The sequence below is a fragment of the Enterococcus cecorum DSM 20682 = ATCC 43198 genome (assembly GCF_000407565.1).
Classification (GTDB): domain Bacteria; phylum Bacillota; class Bacilli; order Lactobacillales; family Enterococcaceae; genus Enterococcus_E; species Enterococcus_E cecorum.
In genome coordinates, this window is sequence record NZ_ASWI01000003.1 from 1,038,195 (window position 1) to 1,060,610 (window position 22,416).

Genomic DNA, 22,416 nt, shown 5'->3' on the forward strand with positions numbered 1-22,416 from the left:
ATACAAGCAATTTATCTGGAAAAAATAGACATCTGGAGCTTTCAATCTAGTCATTTTGCTAGTTGAAGGCTCCTTTTTTAGAAGTCGTTGAAGGTTTCATTAAATTTCGCGATTTTTTTCACTAATTTTAGGGAATTTACTTGAAAAATTGAAACAAAACACGTAAAGTAATAACTGTATAAACGACGAATTATTTTAGGAGGAAAACAATGGCTCACATTAAGTTTGATTATTCAAAATTAGCTCCATTTGTTAGTGAACATGAATTAGCTTACATACAAACACAAGTGACAGCAGCAGACAAAGCTTTAAGAGAAAAAACAGGTCCTGGTAACGACTTTGTTGGTTGGTTAGATTTACCAACAAACTATGATAAAGAAGAATTTGCACGTATTAAAGCAGCAGCGAAAAAAATCCAAGAAGATTCTGAAGTGCTTGTTGTCATTGGTATTGGTGGTTCTTATTTAGGGGCACGTGCAGCAATTGAATTTTTAAATCATTCATTCTACAATGTTTTACCTAAAGATGGACGTAAAACACCACAAATCTTCTTTGCCGGTAACTCAATTTCTTCAACTTACTTAGCTGATTTAATTGAATTAATTGGCGACCGTGATTTCTCAGTGAATGTTATCTCTAAATCAGGTACAACGACTGAACCTGCAATTGCCTTCCGTGTGTTCAAAGAATTATTAATTAAAAAATATGGACGTGAAGAAGCAAACAAACGTATCTACGCAACAACTGACCGTGCGCGCGGTGCTGTAAAAGTTGAAGCAGATGCTGAAGGTTGGCAAACATTTGTCATTCCAGATGATGTTGGTGGACGTTTCACTGTATTAACGCCAGTTGGTTTATTACCAATTGCTGTAAGTGGTGCTGATATCGATGCATTAATGAAAGGTGCGGCTGATGCTCAAGTTGCTTACTCATCTGATAGCTTAGAAGAAAATGAAGCTTATCAATATGCAGCTTTACGTAATATTTTATATCGTAAAGGTAAAGCAATCGAAATCTTAGTTAACTACGAACCAGGAATGCAATACTTCTCTGAATGGTGGAAACAATTATATGGTGAATCTGAAGGTAAAGATCAAAAAGGTATCTATCCTTCAAGTGCTAACTTCTCAACTGACTTACACTCTGTTGGTCAAACAATCCAAGACGGTGTAAGAAATATTTTTGAAACAGTTGTGAAAGTTGAAAAACCTCGTAAATCTGTTGTCATTCCTACCCAAGAAGATGACTTAGATGGTTTAGGTTACTTACAAGGTAAAGAAGTTGACTTTGTAAATACAAAAGCCTTCGAAGGTACTTTATTAGCACATACAGATGGTAATGTACCAAATATGTTAGTGAAATTACCTGAAATGGATGCTTATACATTAGGTTATGTCATTTACTTCTTTGAAATTGCTGTAGGTATGTCTGGTTACTTAAACGGGGTTAACCCATTTGACCAACCAGGTGTTGAAGCTTACAAGAAAAACATGTTTGCTTTATTAGGTAAACCTGGTTTTGAAGAATTAGCGAAAGAATTAAATGAACGTCTATAATTCTCAAATTTTTAAGGCTTGGCTCTCTAATCGAGGGTTAAGTCTTTTTTTGGTTTAAGAGTAAAAAAATCATCCTTAGCGTGAGAACTAAAGATGATTCTTAAAGTAGGTTATTCGGATTTGTGGGCATGATGTTTTCCTTTCTTTATTTGTTTGCAACAAGGTTTGCCACTGCTTGTTCAATTGTTACACCATAGGCACAGTTGTTTTTGTTGTTAGCATCAATTGCGATAAAGACGTTTTGTGTTGTGTCAAAAGCAATTCGATAAACAAGATTTGTGTTTTTGTATGTCATAATACCACCTCCTTTAATTATTTAATATTGTAACCCCTTTACATTGTTCATTATAGCACAAGTGGTGAATTTTGGCAAATATTTTGAATTCGTTATCTAAATTTAAGCATAAAATAAAACGACTACCACAAAATAAATGGGGTAGTCGTGTTTTCTTAACTTAATAAATTGGTTAGCCAGTTCGCCCCGTAAATTAAGGCCATACTGTAAGCTAGAATCGTCGCTGGTTTGCATAATAAGATAATCCAAGTGAACTTCTTAAGGCTGATTTCTGTGAGCCCAGCAATCATACATAAGGCATCATCAGGAGCAACCGGTAAGAGAATGGCTAAAGAAAATAAGCGATCAAATCTCTTTTGATTATCTAGCCAATGCGTATATTTGTTAAAGGTCTTTTCACTAATCATACTTAAAATGAATGATTTACCATATTTTCTAGCAAGTAGGAAAACAATGACAGACCCAATACAAATACCAACATAATTATAAACGAATCCTAAAAAAGGACCGAATATGACTACACCAGCAGCAGTAGATATCCCACCAGGAATAATCGGCACAACTACTTGAATGATTTGTAAAAGGATAAAGATAAATGGACCAAAGATTGCGGCATTCTCTATGTACAGTCGCAAGGAATGAATATCTTTAAATAGTCCTAAGCGATAAAAATAAATCGTGACAATAATCGTTGCAACTAAGCCACAAAATGAGATGAAGCTAACGATTTTACGGGATAGTTCAATGTTCATAGAGTATCTCCTTTTCCAAATTATCTATCACTATTATAGTAGTTTTTGGTTTATTTGAGAATAGCACTTAAGACTGATTTTAACAATTTTTATGCTTTTTTTGTAAATTTGATATCTTTAAAACAATTCTTTCTACTAAATTGCTCATCATAAAGGCACCTGCAATACTAGCCGCAGTGATAGTCACGATGCTAATTTGGGTAAAAGCTGCCGATGTATTGCCACTAATAAACAGACGAATGGCTAAGTAAGCCGGGCCACCAGGTACAAGCAAAAATAGGCTTGGAATATGAAAGATAATGACAGGCATCTTTTGTTTACGTGAAAAATAGATACTTAAGATACCAATCAGTAAGGCTGCCCAAAAATTCGCCCCACCTAAAGACATATGATGCGTTTTTAACTGCCAAAAGACTAACCAGCCACATACGCCAGTAAAACCAGATGCGACAAATGCTCTTCTAGGGATATTTGTAACAATGCCAAATCCAATCGTACTCAAAAAGCTAAAAATAATATGAATCAACCACTCGCTCATAGCCATCCTCCTAACCAGTTAAAAACGGTTGCAATACCGGCACATATTGTAGCTGCGACAATTAATGCTTCTGTTGCCCGAGCTGTACCGCTAATTAAATGTCCCGCTAAAATATCACGAACAGCATTGGTAATTGCTACGCCAGGTACAAAGGGCATAATTGAACCAATAATAATTGGATCGATTTGACTGGCGAAATGGTATTTTACAGCGACGATGCTCATAATACCAATACAAAAACTGGCGATGAACAAATCAAAGTAGTTCAGTTTTATCAGCGATTTGCAGACAACGCTAATAATAAACCCCAGTGATCCGATTAAAAAAGTAATCAAAAAGTCAGACATTACCCCACCAAAGAGATACATGGCTCCAGCACTAATCATTCCGGCTGCTAAAATTTCTAGCCAGAGTGGAAAGGTGGGTACTTTTTGATTGATTTGTTCGAGCTTTTCTGCCAGTTCATGAAGAGTGATTTTTTTATCTGCAAATTGTCTAGACATCTCGTTTACAGCAACCACTTTTTCTAAATTGATGGTACGCGCTTCGACACTGGCAATCATGACTCTTTGCTGATTCTCAAGACCGATGAAAATTCCTGTAGCTGTAACGTAACAACTAACATCCATTTCCCCGGCGTTTTGTGCAATTCGTTTCATCGTATCTTCCACGCGATAAACTTCAGAACCATTTTCCATCATAATTTTACCAGCTAGTAAGGCCGTTTTTAGTATTTTGGCTTTGATATTTTCTGATTGGCTATCGTTCAACAAGGGAAAATCACCTCAAAAGCAAAAGTTAGGGTACTTTTTATTTTAGCTGATTTATGAAAAAAGGCAAAAAATATCTTCCTTATTTTATTATTCTCAAATTTTTTATACTTTCCCCTGGCTATGATAACGTTTTTTATCTAGTATGATAACATTTTTCATGGATATTTTTTTGCTTAATTTACATATTTTGAGTAAAATAGAGATAGATAGAATTTGGGGGAGATTTGAATGAGGTATAAAATTTATACAAAAGAACAGATTGTAAAAGCAGGGTATAATATTGTGGCACGTGAAGGATTTGATAAGTTTACAGCCCGAAATGTCGCGCAAGAATTGGGAATTTCAACACAACCTATTTATTTGCAGTTCAAAAATATGAAAGATTTGAAGACTCAAGTTTTAGACAAAGTCTGGAATGATATTGAACGAATTAGTCTAACCAAACCAATAACAGGAGATATTATTGTAGACTCACCTGTTCATTTTATTGAGTTAGCCTTAAAGAAACCTACATTATACAAAGCTTGTTGGGTAGATAATAATGGTGGCGGTGATTACTTATTTGCCAAGTCCGAAGAATATTACCGTGAACAAGTCTTTAAAGATGATCGTTTCAAACATTTGAGTGATGAAGAATTTAGAAATTATCACCTAGAGACATTGATTGCAGTAAGTGGGATTATTTCCTTACAAAACGCCGGAATTATTCATTTAACACACGATGATTTCGTAAATATGTGTAAGAAAATGATTGATGATATCGCTAAGGGTCAAAAATTAGATTTAATTCGTCAATAAAGATAAAACCTCAGTAGTAGCAACTATTGAGGTTTTACTTGTTTCTTCTTCCAGAAATATGTTAGACTATAGAGAAAGATTTCAAGGAAGGAGAAATATATGGAAAAGAAATTAATCGCGATAGATTTAGATGGCACGACATTAAATGCGCAATCACTGATTACTCCAAAAACCCAAGAGACCTTAATTAAGGCCCAGCAAAAAGGACATACAGTAGTGATTGCAACAGGTCGCCCCTTTAGAATGAGTGAACAATTTTACCGTCAACTAAAACTGGATTCTGCAATGGTTAATTTCAACGGTTCATTGACCCATAAACCTTTTAAATATTGGGAAAAAGAAACCGAATATTTTATCGATCGTGCTATTGCTTTTGACTTAAAGGCTAAAAAAGAAGCACTAGGGATTGAATTTGTAGCCGCAGAAGATCGTCGTCATTTTTTTGTTAGCCAGTTAGACGGTGTTGATCCTACCTTTTTCGGTTCAACCAAGGTAACGAATGATAATTTACTAGAGAACTTAAAAGAAAATCCTACTTCTTTATTAATTAAAACGCGCCCAGAAACCTTAGAAAGTGTCGCTGAGGTATTAAATCGTTCTTATCCTGATGTTGCGACTAAAACGTGGGGTGGACCACATAATATGCTGGAAATGACCCCTAAGGGAGTACACAAAGCAACTGGTCTTGCGCTAATTGCGGATGATTTAGGATTTAAGCCAAAAAATATTATGGCATTTGGCGATGAATACAATGATGTGGAAATGCTCGAATTCGCAGGTAGTGGTGTGGTCATGAAGAATGGTTCTGAGCAAGCGAAAAAAGTCGCGAACGATATGACTGAATATACGAATGACGAAGATGGTCTAGCACGCTACTTAGAAAAGTATTTAAGTTTATAACAAAAGAAGCACAGAATTTTGGAGGATTCTGTGCTCTTTTGTTAATTCATTTCATTTAAAGCATTTTTGATAATTGCCATTACAGCTTCTTTATGCTCGGGGATTTCAATATCATATTTGGTAATTGGAATCGCAATTTTTTTGCTCTTATCATAAGCGTTATACCAATCATCATAACGTGAATGTAGATGTTTATAGTAGGCTAATAACTCATCATTTTCTTCATTTTCATCTACTTGTTCATATTCGCGACCACGTTTTTTGATACGCTGTAAATGAATATCAAGTGGTCCTTGTAAATATACTAATAAGTCTGGTGCTTTTTTAGGCATACCGTCTAACTCTTCCATCATATTATCTAAAAGAGAAAGATAAGTATCCATTTCAGCTTCAGACATATTGCCATTTTCAAAATTGATTTGGGTAAATAAAGCATCTTCATAAATCGAACGGTCTAAAACATTGTGTTGATGTTTCAAAGCTTCTTTAATGCTCTTAAAGCGGGTATTTAAAAAGTGGATTTGTAATGCAAAAGCCCAACGCTTCGGATCTTTATAAAACATTTCTAAAATGCGATTATCATCGACACTTTCATAAAAAGGTAAACTGCCTAATTCATTCGCAATCATTTCGGTGTATTTGGTTTTTCCGGCACCAATCATACCTGCAAGTACTATCACAGCTTGGTTAGCTCCTTTCATTTATAACAAAACTCCTTAAAGTTCAGCAATTATCATTCTTCTACTAAACTACAATATATTGACAACATGAAAAATCATATCACAAGATGTTGGGTAAAACAAGTCAGAAATCTGTCCTGATTAAAAGAAAAGTAAACAAAAAAAAGCAACTACAAAGCTGCAGTTGCGAAAAGGAGAGTACGGGATTTGAACCCGTGCACCGAAAAATTCGGCTCGCTGGATTTCGAGTCCAGTGCATTACCACTCTGCCAACTCTCCGTAAATTATATTTTGACTGTTTTTTATAAAAAAGTCAATAAGGAAATAGATAATTTCTAGTTGCTGAGAGGTGAATGTTGTAAAACACGAACATTCGAAAGTTTTTTAAAGCTTTTTATTCTTTTTCTGTTGAAATCCGAAAATTACTCGACTATACTACCTTGTGTAGTCTGAAAAAAACGTACATTTAAAATCGATTTTTTCGGAATATATCAGAATATCTGAGGAGTGGACTTATTAAAATGGAAAAATTTTTCAAATTGAAGGAAAATAAAACAACTGTCTCTACAGAAGTTTTAGCCGGATTAACAACATTTTTTGCAATGAGCTATATTTTATTCGTTAATCCAAATATTTTATCTCAATCCGGCATGCCGTTTCAAGCGGTCTTTTTAGCAACAATTATTGCTTCAGTCATCGGTACTTTAGTCATGGGATTATTTGCAAATGTTCCTTATGCTCAAGCGCCAGGTATGGGCTTGAATGCTTTCTTTACCTTTACTGTAGTATTTGGCTTGGGGTATTCATGGCAACAAGCTTTAGCGATGGTGTTTATCTGTGGTTTAATCAATATCTTTATTACTGTGACGCGTATTCGCAAAATGATTATTCATGCAATTCCTGAAAGTATGCAACACGCTATCAGTGGTGGGATTGGTATTTTTGTCGCTTATGTTGGGATTAAAAATGCGAATTTATTAAGCTTTAGTGCTGATGGTGCAACAATTACTAATGCGATCGTTGAAAAAGGTAAAGTGGCCAGTGTTTCAATGAATGGTGGCATCGTTCCTGCATTAGCAAACTTCAATAATGCACCTGTACTTTTAGCTTTAATAGGTCTATTTTTAATGACGATTTTAGTGGTCTTAAATGTGCGTGGCGCAATTATCATTGGGATTTTAGGTACTACAATTATTGGTATTTTAATGGGTGTTGTTGATTTAGGTGCGATTGATTGGCACACGAATTCATTGGCTAACTCATTCAAACAATTAGGTACAACTTTTGGGGCTGCCTTTGGTCCAGAAGGGATGCAATCTTTATTTAGTGAATCTCATAAAATTCCGCAAGTGATTATGACAATTTTAGCTTTCAGTTTATCTGATACTTTTGATACAATTGGTACATTTATCGGTACTGGTCGTCGTACGGGTATCTTCTCTAAAGCAGATGAAGATTCATTAGACAATGGTCGTGGATTAAATACGCGCCTAGATCGTGCGTTATTTGCTGATGCGATTGCGACAAGTGTAGGTGCGATATTCGGTACTTCTAATACGACTACTTATGTTGAATCGGCTGCCGGAATTGGTGCTGGTGGACGTACCGGTTTAACTTCTGTTGTTGTAGCGATTCTTTTTGCAATTAGTAGTTTCTTCTCACCATTAATTTCAATTGTACCTAGTCAAGCCACTGCACCAGCCTTAATTTTAGTTGGAGTAATGATGATGGCTTCCTTTAAAGATATTAATTGGACAGAATTAGAAGAAGCAATTCCAACTTTCTTTGCTTCTATCTTTATGGGCTTGTGTTACAGCATCTCTTATGGTATCGCAGCAGGTTTTATCATGTATGCCTTAACGAAAGTCTTAAAAGGCAAAGCAAGCCAAGTTTCACCAGTCATTTGGGCTGTAAATGCATTGTTCATTCTAAACTTTGTGATTCTTGCAATTATCTAGTTATCTTTATCAAATGAATATAAAAAGGACGATTCTTTGTAGTCGCCCTTTTTTACTTTGTTATGAGAATAAATATTTTCAGTAAATCTGTTGTCAATCTGAACAAGATTGCGCTATAGTATTATTTGGTGAAAAAAGAAGGAAGGTATTAGTTTGAAAATTGATTGGAAACGAAATTTATATATATCATGGATTGGGTGCTTCTTTACTGGGGCTAGTTTTAGTTTAGTGATGCCTTTTATTCCAATCTATATTGAGCAATTACATACACCTAAAAGCCAAGTTGAACTATATGCGGGATTAGCGATTTCAGTGACCGCCTTGGCAGCAGCACTTGTTGCACCAATTTGGGGAAATTTAGCTGATCGTAAAGGCCGACGATTAATGATGATTCGAGCAGCAGCAGGCATGACTTTTTCGATGGGGGCACTGGCTTTCGTACCTGATGTTTATTGGTTATTATTTATGCGTTTTTTAACAGGCGTACTTTCAGGATATATTCCTAATGCTACGGCTTTAATCGCCTCACAAGCTCCTCGTGAGAAAAGTGGTTGGGCGCTTGGCACATTGGCGACTGGTGCGATTGCCGGAACGATGATTGGTCCTTCATTAGGAGGGATTTTAGCGGAAATATTTGGGATTCGCAATGTATTTCTAATTACCGGAACCGTGCTCTTAATTACGTTAATTTTGACGGTTACGATGGTCAAAGAAGATTTCAAACCTGTTCACAAACAAGAAATGCTTTCGTTAAAAGAGCTGTTAGCGAAAATGCATAATGTACAATTGTTATTTGGTCTATTCGTTACCTCACTAATTATTCAGGTAGGAATCACTTCAATTAGTCCGATATTAACTTTATTTATTCGTCAATTAAATGGCAATCAAGGCAATGTATTATTTGTAAGTGGTTTGATTGTCTCTATTTCAGGGGTGTCTGCGATGATTTCTTCGCCAGCTTTAGGAAAACTTGACGATAAGATTGGTAACCATAAGATTCTATTAGGTGGCTTAATATTCTCCTTAGCGTGTATTTTACCGATGACATTTGTTCACAGCACTTTACAGTTAGGGGGGTTACGGTTTTTACTCGGCTTTTCTACCGGTGCTTTAATGCCATCAGTCAATACTTTGATTAGTAAGATTACGCCACCTGAAGGAGTCAGTCGGATTTACAGCTATAATCAAATGTTTTCTAACTTTGGACAAGTTGTTGGACCGATGATTGGTTCTACTGTTGCGCATGGATTTGGGTATCGTAGCGTGTTTATTGTGACTTCGATTTGCATCTTTTGTAATTTGTGCTTATCACTCTTTAATTTTCGTAAGCCGATTGTCTATTATATACCAGAATAAAGTAAAAAACGTGATTGCTAAATGTAAGCAATCACGTTTTTTTAATTATGTTTCGCTTTTTTCGGAACGCAGACATTTGCAACAACGATTACAATGATGCCTACTAAAAAGGATAGTTGTGCGGTAACAGTAAAATCATATTGACCGCCAGTTAATGCACTACCTAAATAGCCAACAACTTGACCTAAAATCATTGCCCAAAACATGGTAACAATATATTTCACAGAAATTCCTTCTTTCCTGTTTAATCGTCTCTTAGTTTAACATATTTTCAGCGATTGTAAAGTCTTTGATTGTTGTCAGTTGCGATAATCTTCAGTACAATAAAAATGAAGAATCAATGAAAGGAGCAAGCGTATGAGTTATGTGCCAATCTATACCAATAGTGCCTATACCTTGATGAATAGCACTGTTAAGGTTAACGAATATATTGATTTAGCCCAAAAGATGGGTTATCAAAGACTAGGGTTGATTGATGAAGATACGTTAAGTGGGGCTTTGACATTTTATCAGTCTTGTTTAAAAGCAAACATCCAACCAATTATTGGCTTAAAATTTTCATACTACTCACAACGTATGAAACGAAATCTGCCTTTAATTGCCATTGCTTTAAATTATCAGGGATTTCAGTCTTTAATGGAAATTTCTACAAAAAGAAAATGTGAAGAAGTCGTTCATTTAGCTGAAATCGAACATGTACAGCAGTTAGCCTGGGTTGTTAATTTTGAACATCCATTGGCTAATCCTGAGATGGAAAATACTTATCGACTGGATTTGATAAATGAAATCAAAGCATCTCTTCCTAAAGTCTATTATGGCATACAGATTTATGAAAAAGTGGATCAAGACTTTTTAGAAACATTTGATTTAATGCCATTAGCACTCTCTAAAGTAAATATCTTGCATAGCGAGGAAGCATTTGCCTTGAAGGTCTTACAAAAAGTACAGCGTGGTGAAGTATTGACATCAGAAGAAATCCAATCACCACAACATACCCAGGCCTATCCACTCTTATCTGAAGAATCTTATCAGCGCTATTATCAAGAAAGTGTACCTAGTGCGCTTGAATATTTAAATCAATTATGCAAGCAGGTACAATTAGAGATTCCTTTGCATCAGGCCCTTTTACCACAGTTTCCATTGGCGGCTGGTCAAAAAGCTGATGAAGTATTAAAAGCACTCTGTGAGCAGCAATTACAAGCATTTCATTTAGAGACTAATCCTACGTACCAAGAAAGGTTAGCCTATGAATTATCTGTCATTCATAATATGGGCTTTGATGATTACTTTTTAATTGTCTATGATGTAATGAAATATGCCCATGATCAAAAAATCGTTACGGGAGCTGGGCGTGGTTCGGCGGCGGGAAGTTTAGTTGCCTATTTACTTCGCATTACGGATGTCGACCCAATCAAGTATCAATTGCTTTTTGAACGTTTCTTGAATCCTGATCGTCAAACAATGCCCGATATAGATTTAGATATTCCAGATAATCGCCGTCAAGAAGTCTTGCGTTATGTACACCAAAAATACGGTCATTATCAGGTGGTGCAGATTGCGACATTTGGTACGATGGCAGCAAAAATGGTCTTAAGAGATGTCTCAAGAGTATTTGGATTGTCGCAAAGTGAAAGCAGTCATTGGTCTAAAGCTGTTCCTAATACTTTAAAAATTACTTTAGCACAAGCCTATCAGCAATCCAAAGACCTTCGCCAGCTAATTGAGCGCTCTAAGAAAAATCAACTAATCTATCATGTTGCTTCTATTTTAGAAGGATTGCCCCGTCATGTTTCAACCCATGCAGCAGGGGTCATTATTAGTGATATAGATTTGAGAAGTTTCATTCCGCTGCAACTAGGTTCAGATGAATTACTTTTAAGTCAATATACGATGAATGATGTGCAAGCTACTGGATTGTTGAAATTTGACTTTTTGGGTTTAAAAAATTTATCGATTATTGATGATGCGTTAAAAGCGATGCGTCATTTTCCAAATGCGATACGTAGTCAAGCTGAAATCCCTACTGATGAAGCAGAAACGATGAAAATCTTTCAAAAAGCAGATACTACAGGGGTATTTCAATTTGAATCTTCTGGTATCCGCCAAGTATTAAAAAGAGTGGTACCGCAGAATTTAGAAGATTTAGCAGCGGTAAATGCACTGTTCCGACCAGGCCCAATGCAACATATTGATGAATTTGTGGCTAGACGATTCAAAAAACAAAAGGTTACCTATGTCGATCCGCGGATGAAAAAAATTCTATCCAACACTTATGGCATCATTGTCTATCAAGAGCAAGTCATGCAAATTGCTTCAGAAATAGCTGGCTTTACTCTTGCTCAAGCCGATATTTTACGTCGAGCGATAAGTAAGAAGGATAAACAAGAAATGGATAAATATCGCCAAATTTTCGTTCAAGGTGCTGTTAGTAATGGCGTACAACAAGCAAGTGCCAATCAGATTTACGATTATATTGAAAGCTTTGGAGATTATGGGTTTAATAGGTCCCATGCCTTTGCTTATTCAAAAGTAGCTTATCAAATGGCTTATTTAAAGGTTCATTATCCAGCAGCCTTCTTTACGGCATTAATGAAATCTGCTCAAAATGATGTAACAAAATTAAAAGAATACGCCCATCAACTAAAAAAATATCAGGTACAATTGCTTGGACCAGATATTAATCAAAGTCAATTAGAAACATCGATGGTTCAGTTACATACCATCAGAATTGGTTTAGCGAATATCAAGGGTACTCGTAAAGATTTCTTGCGCCAGATGGTTAAAGAACGCTACGAAAATGGAGCGTTTAAAGACTTTGATGACTTTTTAATGCGTGTTTATCATCAGAATAGTCATTGGCTCAAAGAAGAATTTTTAGTACCTTTGATTGCAGTTGGTTGTTTTGATCAATTAGGTGGAAATCGCAAACTTCTGATGCAACAATTGTCCAGTAAGATTCAAAATTTTGTCATCAGCGCAGGGAGTCTAGACTTATTAGAAACAATGACTTTAAGCGTAGATGAGCAAGTTGCTGAATATGCCCTTGAAGAAAAATTAGCATTAGAAAATCAATATCTAGGGATGTATCTATCTGGACATCCGCTAGATCGCTATCAGTCTTACTTCCAACAAGAAAAAGTACGAGAAGTTGCGCACTTGGTAGCCAATCAGCGTGCCAATATCTTGCTTTATCTGACGAATATTAAAGAGATAACTACGAAAAAGCAGGAAAAAATGGCCTTTATTACAGGAAATGACGGGACACAAGAAATAGAAGTGACCATTTTTCCGACACTTTTCCGACAAATTCGCCAAAATCTGCAAGTTAATCAGTGTGTACTAATTAAAGGAAAAAGCCAAATCAGTAATTATAGTGGACAAATTCAATTTTTAGCTGAACAAATGTATTTTAATGAACAAATCCAAAATCAGTTACAACAGAAGACTTGCTACCTTCGTTTTGAAAATGGTTTTGAAAATGAAAGTTTGATGTATCAGTTACAAAGCGTGTTAGAAAAACATCACGGAACTGTTCCAGTTGTTATTTTTGATGCGCTTAATCATCAGAAGCGAATGATAGATGAAAAATTTTGGATTAAAGAATCTGCCGACTTGTATGCTGAACTTAGACAATTATTAGGTGAAGAAAACGTTGTTATGAAATAAAATGCACATATTTTCAATTTATCTTTACATTTTTCTAATTTTTTCAAGATACTACAAGACATTTTCATAAATTAATGGTAAAATATTGTTCGTGGCTAAGATTAGCAGGGAACATTTATTTTAATGTGTCAAAATATTTTAATGAGGTGAAATTATATGAAACGCATTGGAATTTTAACCAGTGGTGGAGATGCGCCAGGTATGAACGCAGCGATTCGTGCTGTCACTCGTAAGGCCATCTATGAAGGAATGGAAGTATATGGAATCAACTATGGTTTCGCAGGATTAGTTGCAGGGGATATCCGTCGTTTAGATTTAGCTGATGTTGGTGATAAAATCCAACGTGGTGGTACTTTCTTATATTCTGCTCGTTATCCTGAATTTGCTACTCAAGAAGGACAACTAAAAGGTATCGAACAATTGAAAAAATTCGGTATTGAAGGTTTAGTTGTCATCGGTGGAGATGGTTCTTATCATGGTGCGATGGCTTTAACAAAACATGGTTATCCAGCTGTTGGTATTCCAGGAACAATTGATAATGATATTCCAGGTACTGATTACACAATTGGTTTTGATACAGCAATCAATACTGTATTAGATGCTTTAGACCGTATTCGTGATACAGCGACTTCACACGTGCGTACTTTCGTTATCGAAGTAATGGGTCGTGGTGCGGGTGACATCGCTTTATGGGCTGGTGTTGCTGGTGGTGCTGACGATATTATCATTCCTGAACATGATTTTGATATGAAAGAAGTTGCTGAACGTATTCAACAAGGTCGTGACCGTGGTAAAAAACACTGCTTAATCGTATTAGCTGAAGGTGTGATGGGTGGTAACGAATTCGCTGCCAAATTAGCTGAATATGGCGATTTCCATACACGCGTATCTATCTTAGGACATATTGTACGTGGGGGTTCTCCAAGTGCTCGTGACCGTGTTTTGGCAAGTAAATTTGGTGGCTATGCCGTAGATTTACTAAAAGAAAACAAAGGTGGTTTATGTATCGGTATCGAAAACGAACAAATCGTTGCTCGTGACATCATTGATATGTTAGAAAATTATAAACATAAACCAGATTTATCATTATATCAATTAAACCGTGAACTATCAGTTTAATTGAAAAGTCAATCTAGTAAATAATAAGTATTTTACTTATTTTTAAAATAAACGAATAGGAGCAAAGTAGTAATGAAAAAAACAAAAATTGTTAGTACATTAGGACCAGCAAGCAATAGTGTCGAAACAATCGCAAAATTAATCGAAGCAGGGGCTAACGCATTCCGCTTTAACTTCTCACATGGTGATCACGAAGAACAATTATCTCGTATGAACATGGTGCGTGAAGCGATTAAATTAACTGGCAAAGATGTAGCTATTTTATTAGATACTAAAGGTGCTGAAATCCGTACAACAGTTCAAGGGACTGAATCAGGTAAAATCGAATTCAATATCGGTGATATCGTACGTATTTCAATGGATAGCGAACATGTAGGATCAAAAGAAAAGATTGCTGTTACTTATCCTGGATTATATGACGATGTTCATGTAGGTGGTCATGTATTATTTGATGATGGCTTAATCGACATGAAGATTTTAGAAAAAGATGAAGCAAATCGTGAATTAGTTACTGAAGTACAAAACGCAGGTATTTTAGGTTCTCGTAAAGGTGTTAACGCTCCTGGTGTATCTATCAGCTTACCTGGTATTACTGAAAAAGACGCAGCTGATATCCGTTTTGGTCTTGATAATGATATTAACTTTATTGCTGCAAGTTTTGTTCGTAAAGCACAAGACGTTTTAGAAATTCGTGAAATCTTAGAAGAAAAGAACATGACTCACGTTCAAATCTTCTCAAAAATTGAATCTCAAGAAGGTATCGACAATATCGATGAAATCTTGAAAGTATCTGACGGTATCATGGTTGCTCGTGGTGACATGGGTGTGGAAATTCCAGCTGAAATGGTACCAATGGTTCAAAAAACAATCATTAAGAAATGTAATGCTGCTGGTAAAGCCGTAATTACAGCAACTCAAATGTTAGAATCAATGCAACACAACCCACGTCCAACTCGTGCGGAAGCTTCTGATGTTGCTAACGCTGTATTTGATGGTACAGATGCTACAATGTTATCTGGTGAATCTGCTAATGGTCAATATCCAGTTGAAGCTGTTTCAACTATGGCTCGTATCGACATGGAAGCTGAAAAACAATTAGCTAAAATTGGCACATACAAAATTGACAACTTTGATAAGACAGATGTTACTGAAACAATCGGTATGGCAGTAGCAACTGCAGCTAAAAACTTAGGTGTGAAAACAATCGTTGCAGCTACTGAATCAGGACATACTGCTAAAATGATTTCTAAATATCGTCCAGATGCAGATATCTTAGCAGTTACTTTTGACGAACGTACAAAACGTGGTTTAATGTTAAACTGGGGTGTCTATCCAACAGTTACTGAAAAACCAACTACAACTGATGAAATGTTTGAATTAGCTACTAAGAAGGCTGTAGAATTAGGTTTTGCTAAAGAAGGAGACTTAATCTTAATTACTGCTGGTGTACCAGTTGGTGAACGCGGAACAACTAACGTAATGAAGATTCAATTAATTGGTTCTAAATTAGTTGAAGGCCAAGGTGTTGGTAGCCGTTCTGTAGTTGCCAATGCAGTAGTTGCTAAAACTGCTGAAGAAGCAATTGCCAACGCAAAAGATGGCATGGTATTAGTAGTGCCTACTACTGATAAAGAATTTATGCCAGCTATCGAAAAAGCAAGTGCCTTAGTGGTTGAAGATGGTGGTTTGACTTCACACGCTGCTGTTGTAGGTATTGCTAAAGATCTACCAGTAATCGTTGGTGCTAAAGGAGCAACTTCTGCTGTGAAAGATGGCGAAGTTGTAACTGTAGATTCTCGTCGTGGTATTGTATACCGTGGAGAAACAACTACTATCTAATTGAAACGATTCTTTAGATAAACATGGGTGGGTAGATTGTCGAAAGATGGTTTATCCACCTTTTTTTAAATAATCTTTTTATTAGAAATTACAGATAAATTTAAGGTGTCAAGAAAAATTCATTGACAAAGCTAAAAACCAACTGTATAATAGCTTTTGTTGCTTAGGGGTGAGATAAGATGAAATATTCTTTATTAGAATTAAGAAAGTATCAAGAACAAACCATTGAATTAAATGAAACACTTGATTTAAAAGAGGCTGTCTTAGCACGTGACTCACAAGTTATTGATCTAGCACCTGTTCAAGTAAGTGGCTTTTTAGAAGTAAAGGCAAATGAGTATTTTACCCACTATCATTTAACTACTGTAATGACTTTACCTTCAAGTCGGTCTCTTGAACCTGTGGCTGTTCCATTATCAGTTGATGTGGATGAACTATTTATGACACCTGAGCAATTTAAAATGAGAGATGATAGTATCCCTGATGAAGAAGTTTTAATTTTAGATACTCAAACTTTGGATTTAGAAGCATCAATCATCGATAATCTTTTGCTTGCGATTCCGCTTCAAGTATTGTCTGAAGAGGAAAGACAAAGTGAGGACTTACCATCTGGCAATGATTGGCAAGTGATTTCAGAAGATGAATATCTTAGTCAGAAACAAGCAGAGAGTGAAAGTCAAATTGATCCTCGTCTTGCAAAATTATCGGCATTACTCGACTCAGAGGATGAAGATAAGTAAGATTGGAATAAATGCAGAATTTCTGCAATTTGAAATAAGGAGGTGTAGCAAATGGCAGTACCAGCTAGAAGAACTTCTAAAGCTAAAAAAGCAAAACGCCGTACTCACTACAAATTATCAATCAACGGCTTAAACGAATGCCTAAACTGTGGTGAATTAAAGAAAAGCCATCATGTATGTGCAAACTGTGGCTACTACGATGGTAAAGATGTGGCAGCTAAATAATGCTTAAAATCAAGTAAGCAGTTAAACCCTTAGGCTAACCATGGGGCCTAGGGTTTATTTTTTTACTCAAAAGGATTTTACTTTTAATCATAAGCATTTTAGGCTATAATGAAAGAGTCTATTGAAAAGCCTGTGAAAATATCCAGGTAAAATTAGGAGGAATGAACATGACGAAACAGCAAATTGGTGTTGTTGGTATGGCTGTAATGGGTAAAAACTTAGCCTTAAATATTGAAAGTCGCGGTTACTCCGTTGCGCTATACAATCGTACAGGATCAAAAACAGAGGCCGTTGTAAATGAACATCCTGAAAAAAACTTTAAAGCAACATATACCATTGAAGAATTTGTACAATCATTGGAAAAACCTCGCCGAATCATTATGATGGTTCAAGCAGGAAAAGGAACAGATGCTACCATTCAAGCATTGTTGCCTCACTTAGATAAAGGGGATATTTTAGTAGATGGTGGGAATACCTTCTTCAAAGATACAATGCGTCGTAATGAAGAATTAGCTAACTCTGGTATTAACTTTATCGGTACAGGGGTTTCTGGTGGTGAAGAAGGCGCGCTGAAAGGTCCATCTATCATGCCTGGTGGTCAAAAAGAAGCCTATGATTTAATCGCACCAGTCTTAGAACAAATTTCTGCTAAAGCTGAAGATGGTGCACCTTGTGTGACATACATTGGTCCAAATGGTGCTGGTCATTATGTTAAAATGGTGCATAACGGAATTGAATACGGTGATATGCAATTAATCGCTGAAAGTTATGACCTATTGAAAAATGTTTTAGGTTTATCCAATGAAGAATTAGCTGAAACATTTGCTACATGGAATAAAGGTGAGCTAGATAGCTTCTTAATGGAAATTACAGCTGACATTTTAACACGTAAAGATGATTTAGGTACAGGTAAACCCATTGTTGATGTCATTTTAGATGCAGCTGGTAATAAAGGTACCGGTAAATGGACAAGTCAAAGTGCATTAGACTTAGGTGTACCACTTCCATTAATTACGGAATCTGTATTTGCTCGTTTTATTTCTACTTATAAAGAAGAACGCGTCAATGCAAGTCAAAAATTCCCTAAAACACAATTTGAGTTCCAAGGGGATAAAGCTGAATTCGTTGAAAAAATTCGTCAAGCGTTATACTTTAGCAAAATCATGAGTTATGCACAAGGATTTGCTCAATTGCGCCAAGCTTCTAAAGAATATGATTGGCAATTACCATTTGGCGAAATCGCAAAAATCTGGCGTGCAGGTTGTATCATTCGTGCGCAATTCTTACAAAAGATTACCGATGCGTATGAAAAGAATGATGATCTTGAAAACTTATTATTAGATGATTACTTCTTTGATATTACAGTTAAATATCAACAATCTGTTCGTGATGTAGTGGCATTAGCTGTTCAAGCAGGTGTTCCAGTACCAACCTTCTCATCAGCGATTGCCTACTTTGACTCTTATCGTGCAGAAAAATTACCAGCAAATATTATCCAAGCCCAACGTGATTATTTTGGTGCACATACTTACAAACGTACAGATCGCGAAGGTATCTTCCATTACAATTGGTATGAATAATTAGATTAGGCAGGCTCATAGAATTCTTTTGAGTCTGCCCCTTTTTTTTCTTTCGTATCCGTGATAGAATTGGGCTAGCATGATTAAAAAGATTAAAGGAGATATATGTATAGATGAGTAACGTATTAATTATTGAAGATGAAAAAAATCTTGCTCGCTTTGTTGAATTAGAATTAAAACATGAAGGTTATAGTACAGAAGTTCATTATAATGGTAGAACTGGTTTAGATGCTGCCTTAAATAAGGATTGGGATGCTATTTTACTTGATTTAATGTTACCTGAATTAAATGGCTTAGAAGTTTGTCGTCGCATTCGTCAAAGTAAAAATACGCCAATTATTATGATGACTGCTAGAGATTCAGTGATTGATCGTGTATCCGGACTTGATCACGGTGCAGATGATTATATTGTTAAACCTTTTGCTATTGAAGAACTACTTGCTCGTCTCCGTGCTTTATTACGTCGCATTGACATTGAAGGGGATAAAAATGCGGCTAAACAAACGACATTAACTTATCGTGACTTAACCATTGAAAAAGAAAATCGTGTCGTTCGTCGTGGTAATGAAATTATTGATTGACTAAACGCGAATATGAATTATTGCTCACACTAATGGAAAGTGTGAATGCGGTATTAGCACGAGATGTATTGCTTAATAAAGTTTGGGGATATGAAACTGAAGTCGAAACTAATGTAGTGGATGTATATATCCGTTATCTACGCAATAAAATTGATGTACCTGGTGAAGATAGTTACATTCAAACTGTTCGTGGTACTGGATATGTGATGCGTTCATGATGAAAATGATTAAGAAGAAAAACAAGGAGCTAAAGGGGCCTTCTTTAACCATTAAGTGGGCCTTAGCAAGCTCTTTCTTCATCTTTGTCATTTTTACGGTTTTTGCAGTAACAACGTATAAATCAGCTGTTAGTCTTTTGGTAGAAAAAGAGCGCAAACAAAGTGAAGAAACCACTTATCAAATCGTATCGAAATTGGCCGATAACGATCAATCGCTGACTTTGATTAATGTGTATCGCAAATTAACAGATAGTTCAGAAAGTCAAGCTAGATTATATGACCGTACTTCGACATTAAAAGGCAATATGATGAGTATCGATCCATTTATTGCTGAATTAGGTCAAAATAATTTCCGCCTTTATGTATATAATCCGGATTATCATCTGGTTTTTAAAACAAAAGAAGAAAGCCTTTCTCTACAGTCGGTGGAGACCATTGAAAATAAGCTCACAACGATTAATCAACAAGCTGGTTTGTTGAGCGTGCAACCTGTGATATCAAAGCAAACGAGAGAAAAAATTGGCTATGTGCAAACTTTCTATGAATTGAGTTCAATGTATGAGATGAAGCGCAGTCTATTAATGATTTTAATCGCAGTTGAATTGATTTCACTCTTACTTAGTCTGATTTTAGCCTTTTTGCTATCTTCATATTATTTGAAACCGTTAAAGATGTTGCGCGATACAATGGAAACAATCCGCAAAGACCCACAATCTGATATTCATGCACCGGTCATTGAAACACGAGATGAATTATCTGATTTGTCGGAAATCTTTAATGAAATGATTGATCGTATGCGTACTTATATTGAGCAACAAGAACAATTTGTGGAAGATGTTTCACATGAATTAAGAACACCTGTAGCCATTATTGAAGGTCATTTGAGCATGCTGAATCGTTGGGGAAAAGATGATCCAGAAATTTTGGAAGAATCATTATCTGCAAGTATGCAGGAAATTAAGCGTATGAAAGATTTGGTTCAAGAAATGCTTGATTTATCACGCGCGAAACAAGTAGACATCTACTATGGTAATGAAACTTGTCAGGCTAAAGAGGTGGTTAATCAAGTATTTAACAACTTTAAATTGTTATACCCTGATTTTATGTTCGTGATGGATGATGACTTACCAAGAGAACGAACACTACAAATTTATCGTAATCATTTCGAACAAATCTTAATTATCATTCTAGACAATGCGGTAAAATACTCTTTAGATCGTAAAGAAATCCACGTAAGTATTTCAAGTAACATGAAAGAACTTGAAATTGCAATCCAAGACTTTGGTGAAGGGATTCCAGTTGAAGATCTGCAAAAAGTATTTAATCGTTTCTATCGTGTGGATAAGGCACGGGCAAGGACAAAAGGTGGGAATGGCTTAGGTCTTTCAATTGCCTATCAGTTGTTAGAAAGCTATAAAGGACGAATCACCGTTGAAAGTAGTCTAGGGCAAGGAACGATTTTCAGAGTTTATGTTCCAATTATTAAAAGTGAACAAAATTCATATTAAGATTTTATAATGAAGCAGTTGCTATTTGCGGCTGCTTCATTTTTACGAATAATTAATCTAAAAATCGCCGATGATATTTGTGCTTTTAAAATGAATTCCGAATTATATTACAATAAATACTCTTTATGTTCGAGACAAAAAATAATCAAAAAAATATAAAATTTATGCTTGCATTTTGTAGAAAGACTTGGTATATTATTACTTGTCCTTGAGATAAATGAGGACTTAAAAAATAATAAAAAAAGTAATTGACATCTAAAAAGTTATATGATACTATAACAAAGTCCTTGATTTAAGAAAACATCTTTAATCAAGGATTTGAAAAAAGTTTTAAAAAAACATTTGACAAACAAAGTTTAATATGATAAACTTTAGAAGTTGTCAATACGACAAAGTAGACCTTTGAAAACTGAACAAATAAATGCAAACAACCAATGTGTAGGGTCTTTGGTTTGTTGTGAACTAAAGAAAAATACATGCAAGCAATAGCTAGCAAAATCAATTTTGAGCTTAAAGTCATTTATGACTTATCAATACTTTTTATGAGAGTTTGATCCTGGCTCAGGACGAACGCTGGCGGCGTGCCTAATACATGCAAGTCGAACGCATTTTCTTTCACCGTAGCTTGCTACACCGGAAGAAAATGAGTGGCGAACGGGTGAGTAACACGTGGGTAACCTGCCCATCAGCGGGGAATAACACTTGGAAACAGGTGCTAATACCGCATAATTCCATCTACCGCATGGTAGATGGATGAAAGGCGCTTTTGCGTCACTGATGGATGGACCCGCGGTGCATTAGCTAGTTGGTGGGGTAACGGCCTACCAAGGCTGCGATGCATAGCCGACCTGAGAGGGTGATCGGCCACACTGGGACTGAGACACGGCCCAGACTCCTACGGGAGGCAGCAGTAGGGAATCTTCGGCAATGGACGCAAGTCTGACCGAGCAACGCCGCGTGAGTGAAGAAGGTTTTCGGATCGTAAAACTCTGTTGTTAGAGAAGAACAAGGATGAGAGTGGAAAGTTCATCCCTTGACGGTATCTAACCAGAAAGCCACGGCTAACTACGTGCCAGCAGCCGCGGTAATACGTAGGTGGCAAGCGTTGTCCGGATTTATTGGGCGTAAAGCGAGCGCAGGCGGTCTTTTAAGTCTGATGTGAAAGCCCCCGGCTTAACCGGGGAGGGTCATTGGAAACTGGGAGACTTGAGTGCAGAAGAGGAAAGCGGAATTCCATGTGTAGCGGTGAAATGCGTAGATATATGGAGGAACACCAGTGGCGAAGGCGGCTTTCTGGTCTGTAACTGACGCTGAGGCTCGAAAGCGTGGGGAGC

At 36.2% G+C, this 22,416-nt stretch carries 18 protein-coding genes, 1 tRNA gene, 1 rRNA gene and 1 pseudogene; 14 read left to right on the top strand and 7 right to left on the bottom strand.

What is annotated here, in order from left to right; all coding sequences use genetic code 11:
• Positions 1–209: 209 nt before the first annotated feature.
• Positions 210–1,556, top strand: a complete 1,347-nt coding sequence (locus tag I567_RS05795; protein ID WP_016251315.1) for a glucose-6-phosphate isomerase — start codon at positions 210–212, stop codon at positions 1,554–1,556.
• Between the two features lie 145 nt (positions 1,557–1,701).
• Here the strand turns inward: I567_RS05795 and I567_RS12755 are convergent, their stop codons facing one another.
• From I567_RS12755 to I567_RS05810, 4 genes are all read right to left on the bottom strand, one after another.
• Positions 1,702–1,851, bottom strand: a complete 150-nt coding sequence (locus I567_RS12755; protein WP_016251316.1) for a hypothetical protein — start codon at positions 1,849–1,851, stop codon at positions 1,702–1,704.
• A gap of 155 nt (positions 1,852–2,006) precedes the next feature.
• Positions 2,007–2,603, bottom strand: coding sequence for a TVP38/TMEM64 family protein (locus I567_RS05800; protein ID WP_016251317.1), 597 nt, complete (start codon positions 2,601–2,603; stop codon positions 2,007–2,009).
• Positions 2,604–2,682: 79 nt separating this feature from the next.
• Positions 2,683–3,141 carry a threonine/serine exporter family protein gene (locus tag I567_RS05805; protein WP_016251318.1) on the bottom strand — a complete coding sequence of 153 codons (459 nt, stop codon included), beginning with the start codon at positions 3,139–3,141 and terminating at the stop codon, positions 2,683–2,685.
• Positions 3,138–3,914 carry a threonine/serine exporter family protein gene (locus tag I567_RS05810; protein ID WP_016251319.1) on the bottom strand — a complete coding sequence of 259 codons (777 nt, stop codon included), beginning with the start codon at positions 3,912–3,914 and terminating at the stop codon, positions 3,138–3,140. The genes I567_RS05805 and I567_RS05810 overlap by 4 nt, the downstream gene beginning before the upstream one ends.
• A gap of 228 nt (positions 3,915–4,142) precedes the next feature.
• Here I567_RS05810 and I567_RS05815 point away from each other — a divergent pair, with 228 nt between their 5' ends.
• Together I567_RS05815 and I567_RS05820 are read left to right on the top strand one after the other, a co-directional pair.
• Positions 4,143–4,712 carry a TetR/AcrR family transcriptional regulator gene (locus I567_RS05815; protein WP_016251320.1) on the top strand — a complete coding sequence of 190 codons (570 nt, stop codon included), beginning with the start codon at positions 4,143–4,145 and terminating at the stop codon, positions 4,710–4,712.
• 99 nt (positions 4,713–4,811) lie between these two features.
• Positions 4,812–5,612, top strand: coding sequence for a Cof-type HAD-IIB family hydrolase (locus I567_RS05820; RefSeq protein WP_016251321.1), 801 nt, complete (start codon positions 4,812–4,814; stop codon positions 5,610–5,612).
• A gap of 41 nt (positions 5,613–5,653) precedes the next feature.
• Here the strand turns inward: I567_RS05820 and I567_RS05825 are convergent, their stop codons facing one another.
• Together I567_RS05825 and I567_RS05830 are read right to left on the bottom strand one after the other, a co-directional pair.
• Positions 5,654–6,313 carry a deoxynucleoside kinase gene (locus tag I567_RS05825; RefSeq protein WP_016251322.1) on the bottom strand — a complete coding sequence of 220 codons (660 nt, stop codon included), beginning with the start codon at positions 6,311–6,313 and terminating at the stop codon, positions 5,654–5,656.
• 171 nt (positions 6,314–6,484) lie between these two features.
• Positions 6,485–6,571: transfer RNA gene (locus tag I567_RS05830), tRNA-Ser, on the bottom strand.
• A 242-nt stretch (positions 6,572–6,813) separates the two neighbouring features.
• Here I567_RS05830 and I567_RS05835 point away from each other — a divergent pair.
• Together I567_RS05835 and I567_RS05840 are read left to right on the top strand one after the other, a co-directional pair.
• A complete protein-coding gene (locus I567_RS05835) occupies positions 6,814–8,250 on the top strand; it encodes an NCS2 family permease (protein ID WP_016251323.1) in 1,437 nt (478 codons plus the stop codon).
• Positions 8,251–8,403: 153 nt separating this feature from the next.
• On the top strand, positions 8,404–9,606 hold the full coding sequence (locus I567_RS05840) for a multidrug efflux MFS transporter (RefSeq protein ID WP_016251324.1): 1,203 nt from the start codon (positions 8,404–8,406) through the stop codon (positions 9,604–9,606).
• A 41-nt stretch (positions 9,607–9,647) separates the two neighbouring features.
• Here the strand turns inward: I567_RS05840 and I567_RS05845 are convergent, their stop codons facing one another.
• Positions 9,648–9,830, bottom strand: coding sequence for a YjzD family protein (locus tag I567_RS05845; RefSeq protein ID WP_016251325.1), 183 nt, complete (start codon positions 9,828–9,830; stop codon positions 9,648–9,650).
• Positions 9,831–9,963: 133 nt separating this feature from the next.
• Here I567_RS05845 and I567_RS05850 point away from each other — a divergent pair, with 133 nt between their 5' ends.
• The 9 genes and pseudogenes from I567_RS05850 to I567_RS05890 all read left to right on the top strand — a co-directional run.
• Positions 9,964–13,272: a DNA polymerase III subunit alpha gene (locus I567_RS05850; RefSeq protein WP_016251326.1), complete on the top strand. Its 3,309-nt coding sequence runs from the start codon at positions 9,964–9,966 to the stop codon at positions 13,270–13,272.
• 156 nt (positions 13,273–13,428) lie between these two features.
• On the top strand, positions 13,429–14,391 hold the full coding sequence (gene pfkA / locus I567_RS05855) for a 6-phosphofructokinase (RefSeq protein WP_016251327.1): 963 nt from the start codon (positions 13,429–13,431) through the stop codon (positions 14,389–14,391).
• A 72-nt stretch (positions 14,392–14,463) separates the two neighbouring features.
• On the top strand, positions 14,464–16,230 hold the full coding sequence (pyk, locus tag I567_RS05860; protein WP_016251328.1) for a pyruvate kinase: 1,767 nt from the start codon (positions 14,464–14,466) through the stop codon (positions 16,228–16,230).
• A gap of 179 nt (positions 16,231–16,409) precedes the next feature.
• Positions 16,410–16,970, top strand: coding sequence for a YceD family protein (locus I567_RS05865; protein ID WP_016251329.1), 561 nt, complete (start codon positions 16,410–16,412; stop codon positions 16,968–16,970).
• Positions 16,971–17,021: 51 nt separating this feature from the next.
• Entirely contained in the window at positions 17,022–17,195 is a 174-nt protein-coding gene (gene rpmF, locus I567_RS05870) for a 50S ribosomal protein L32 (RefSeq protein ID WP_016251330.1), read from the top strand.
• 167 nt (positions 17,196–17,362) lie between these two features.
• Complete coding sequence (gndA, locus tag I567_RS05875) at positions 17,363–18,775, top strand: NADP-dependent phosphogluconate dehydrogenase (RefSeq protein ID WP_016251331.1); 1,413 nt, start codon at positions 17,363–17,365, stop codon at positions 18,773–18,775.
• Between the two features lie 113 nt (positions 18,776–18,888).
• Positions 18,889–19,574, top strand: a pseudogene (locus I567_RS05880) (response regulator transcription factor).
• A complete protein-coding gene (locus I567_RS05885) occupies positions 19,571–21,082 on the top strand; it encodes a sensor histidine kinase (protein WP_016251334.1) in 1,512 nt (503 codons plus the stop codon). Before I567_RS05880 ends, I567_RS05885 begins: the two are co-directional and overlap by 4 nt.
• A gap of 538 nt (positions 21,083–21,620) precedes the next feature.
• Positions 21,621–22,416: ribosomal RNA gene (locus tag I567_RS05890) — 16S ribosomal RNA — on the top strand; the annotation flags it as partial.

Excerpts from the sequence above, each read along its gene's own strand:
- I567_RS05795 (WP_016251315.1), top strand. The coding sequence starts at position 210 with ATGGCTCACATTAAGTTTGATTATTCAAAATTAGCTCCATTTGTTAGT.
- I567_RS12755 (WP_016251316.1), bottom strand. The coding sequence starts at position 1,851 with ATGACATACAAAAACACAAATCTTGTTTATCGAATTGCTTTTGACACA.
- I567_RS05800 (WP_016251317.1), bottom strand. The coding sequence starts at position 2,603 with ATGAACATTGAACTATCCCGTAAAATCGTTAGCTTCATCTCATTTTGT.
- I567_RS05805 (WP_016251318.1), bottom strand. The coding sequence starts at position 3,141 with ATGAGCGAGTGGTTGATTCATATTATTTTTAGCTTTTTGAGTACGATT.
- I567_RS05815 (WP_016251320.1), top strand. The coding sequence starts at position 4,143 with ATGAGGTATAAAATTTATACAAAAGAACAGATTGTAAAAGCAGGGTAT.
- I567_RS05820 (WP_016251321.1), top strand. The coding sequence starts at position 4,812 with ATGGAAAAGAAATTAATCGCGATAGATTTAGATGGCACGACATTAAAT.
- I567_RS05825 (WP_016251322.1), bottom strand. The coding sequence starts at position 6,313 with ATGAAAGGAGCTAACCAAGCTGTGATAGTACTTGCAGGTATGATTGGT.
- I567_RS05835 (WP_016251323.1), top strand. The coding sequence starts at position 6,814 with ATGGAAAAATTTTTCAAATTGAAGGAAAATAAAACAACTGTCTCTACA.
- I567_RS05850 (WP_016251326.1), top strand. The coding sequence starts at position 9,964 with ATGAGTTATGTGCCAATCTATACCAATAGTGCCTATACCTTGATGAAT.
- pfkA (WP_016251327.1), top strand. The coding sequence starts at position 13,429 with ATGAAACGCATTGGAATTTTAACCAGTGGTGGAGATGCGCCAGGTATG.
- pyk (WP_016251328.1), top strand. The coding sequence starts at position 14,464 with ATGAAAAAAACAAAAATTGTTAGTACATTAGGACCAGCAAGCAATAGT.
- I567_RS05865 (WP_016251329.1), top strand. The coding sequence starts at position 16,410 with ATGAAATATTCTTTATTAGAATTAAGAAAGTATCAAGAACAAACCATT.
- rpmF (WP_016251330.1), top strand. The coding sequence starts at position 17,022 with ATGGCAGTACCAGCTAGAAGAACTTCTAAAGCTAAAAAAGCAAAACGC.
- gndA (WP_016251331.1), top strand. The coding sequence starts at position 17,363 with ATGACGAAACAGCAAATTGGTGTTGTTGGTATGGCTGTAATGGGTAAA.
- I567_RS05885 (WP_016251334.1), top strand. The coding sequence starts at position 19,571 with ATGATGAAAATGATTAAGAAGAAAAACAAGGAGCTAAAGGGGCCTTCT.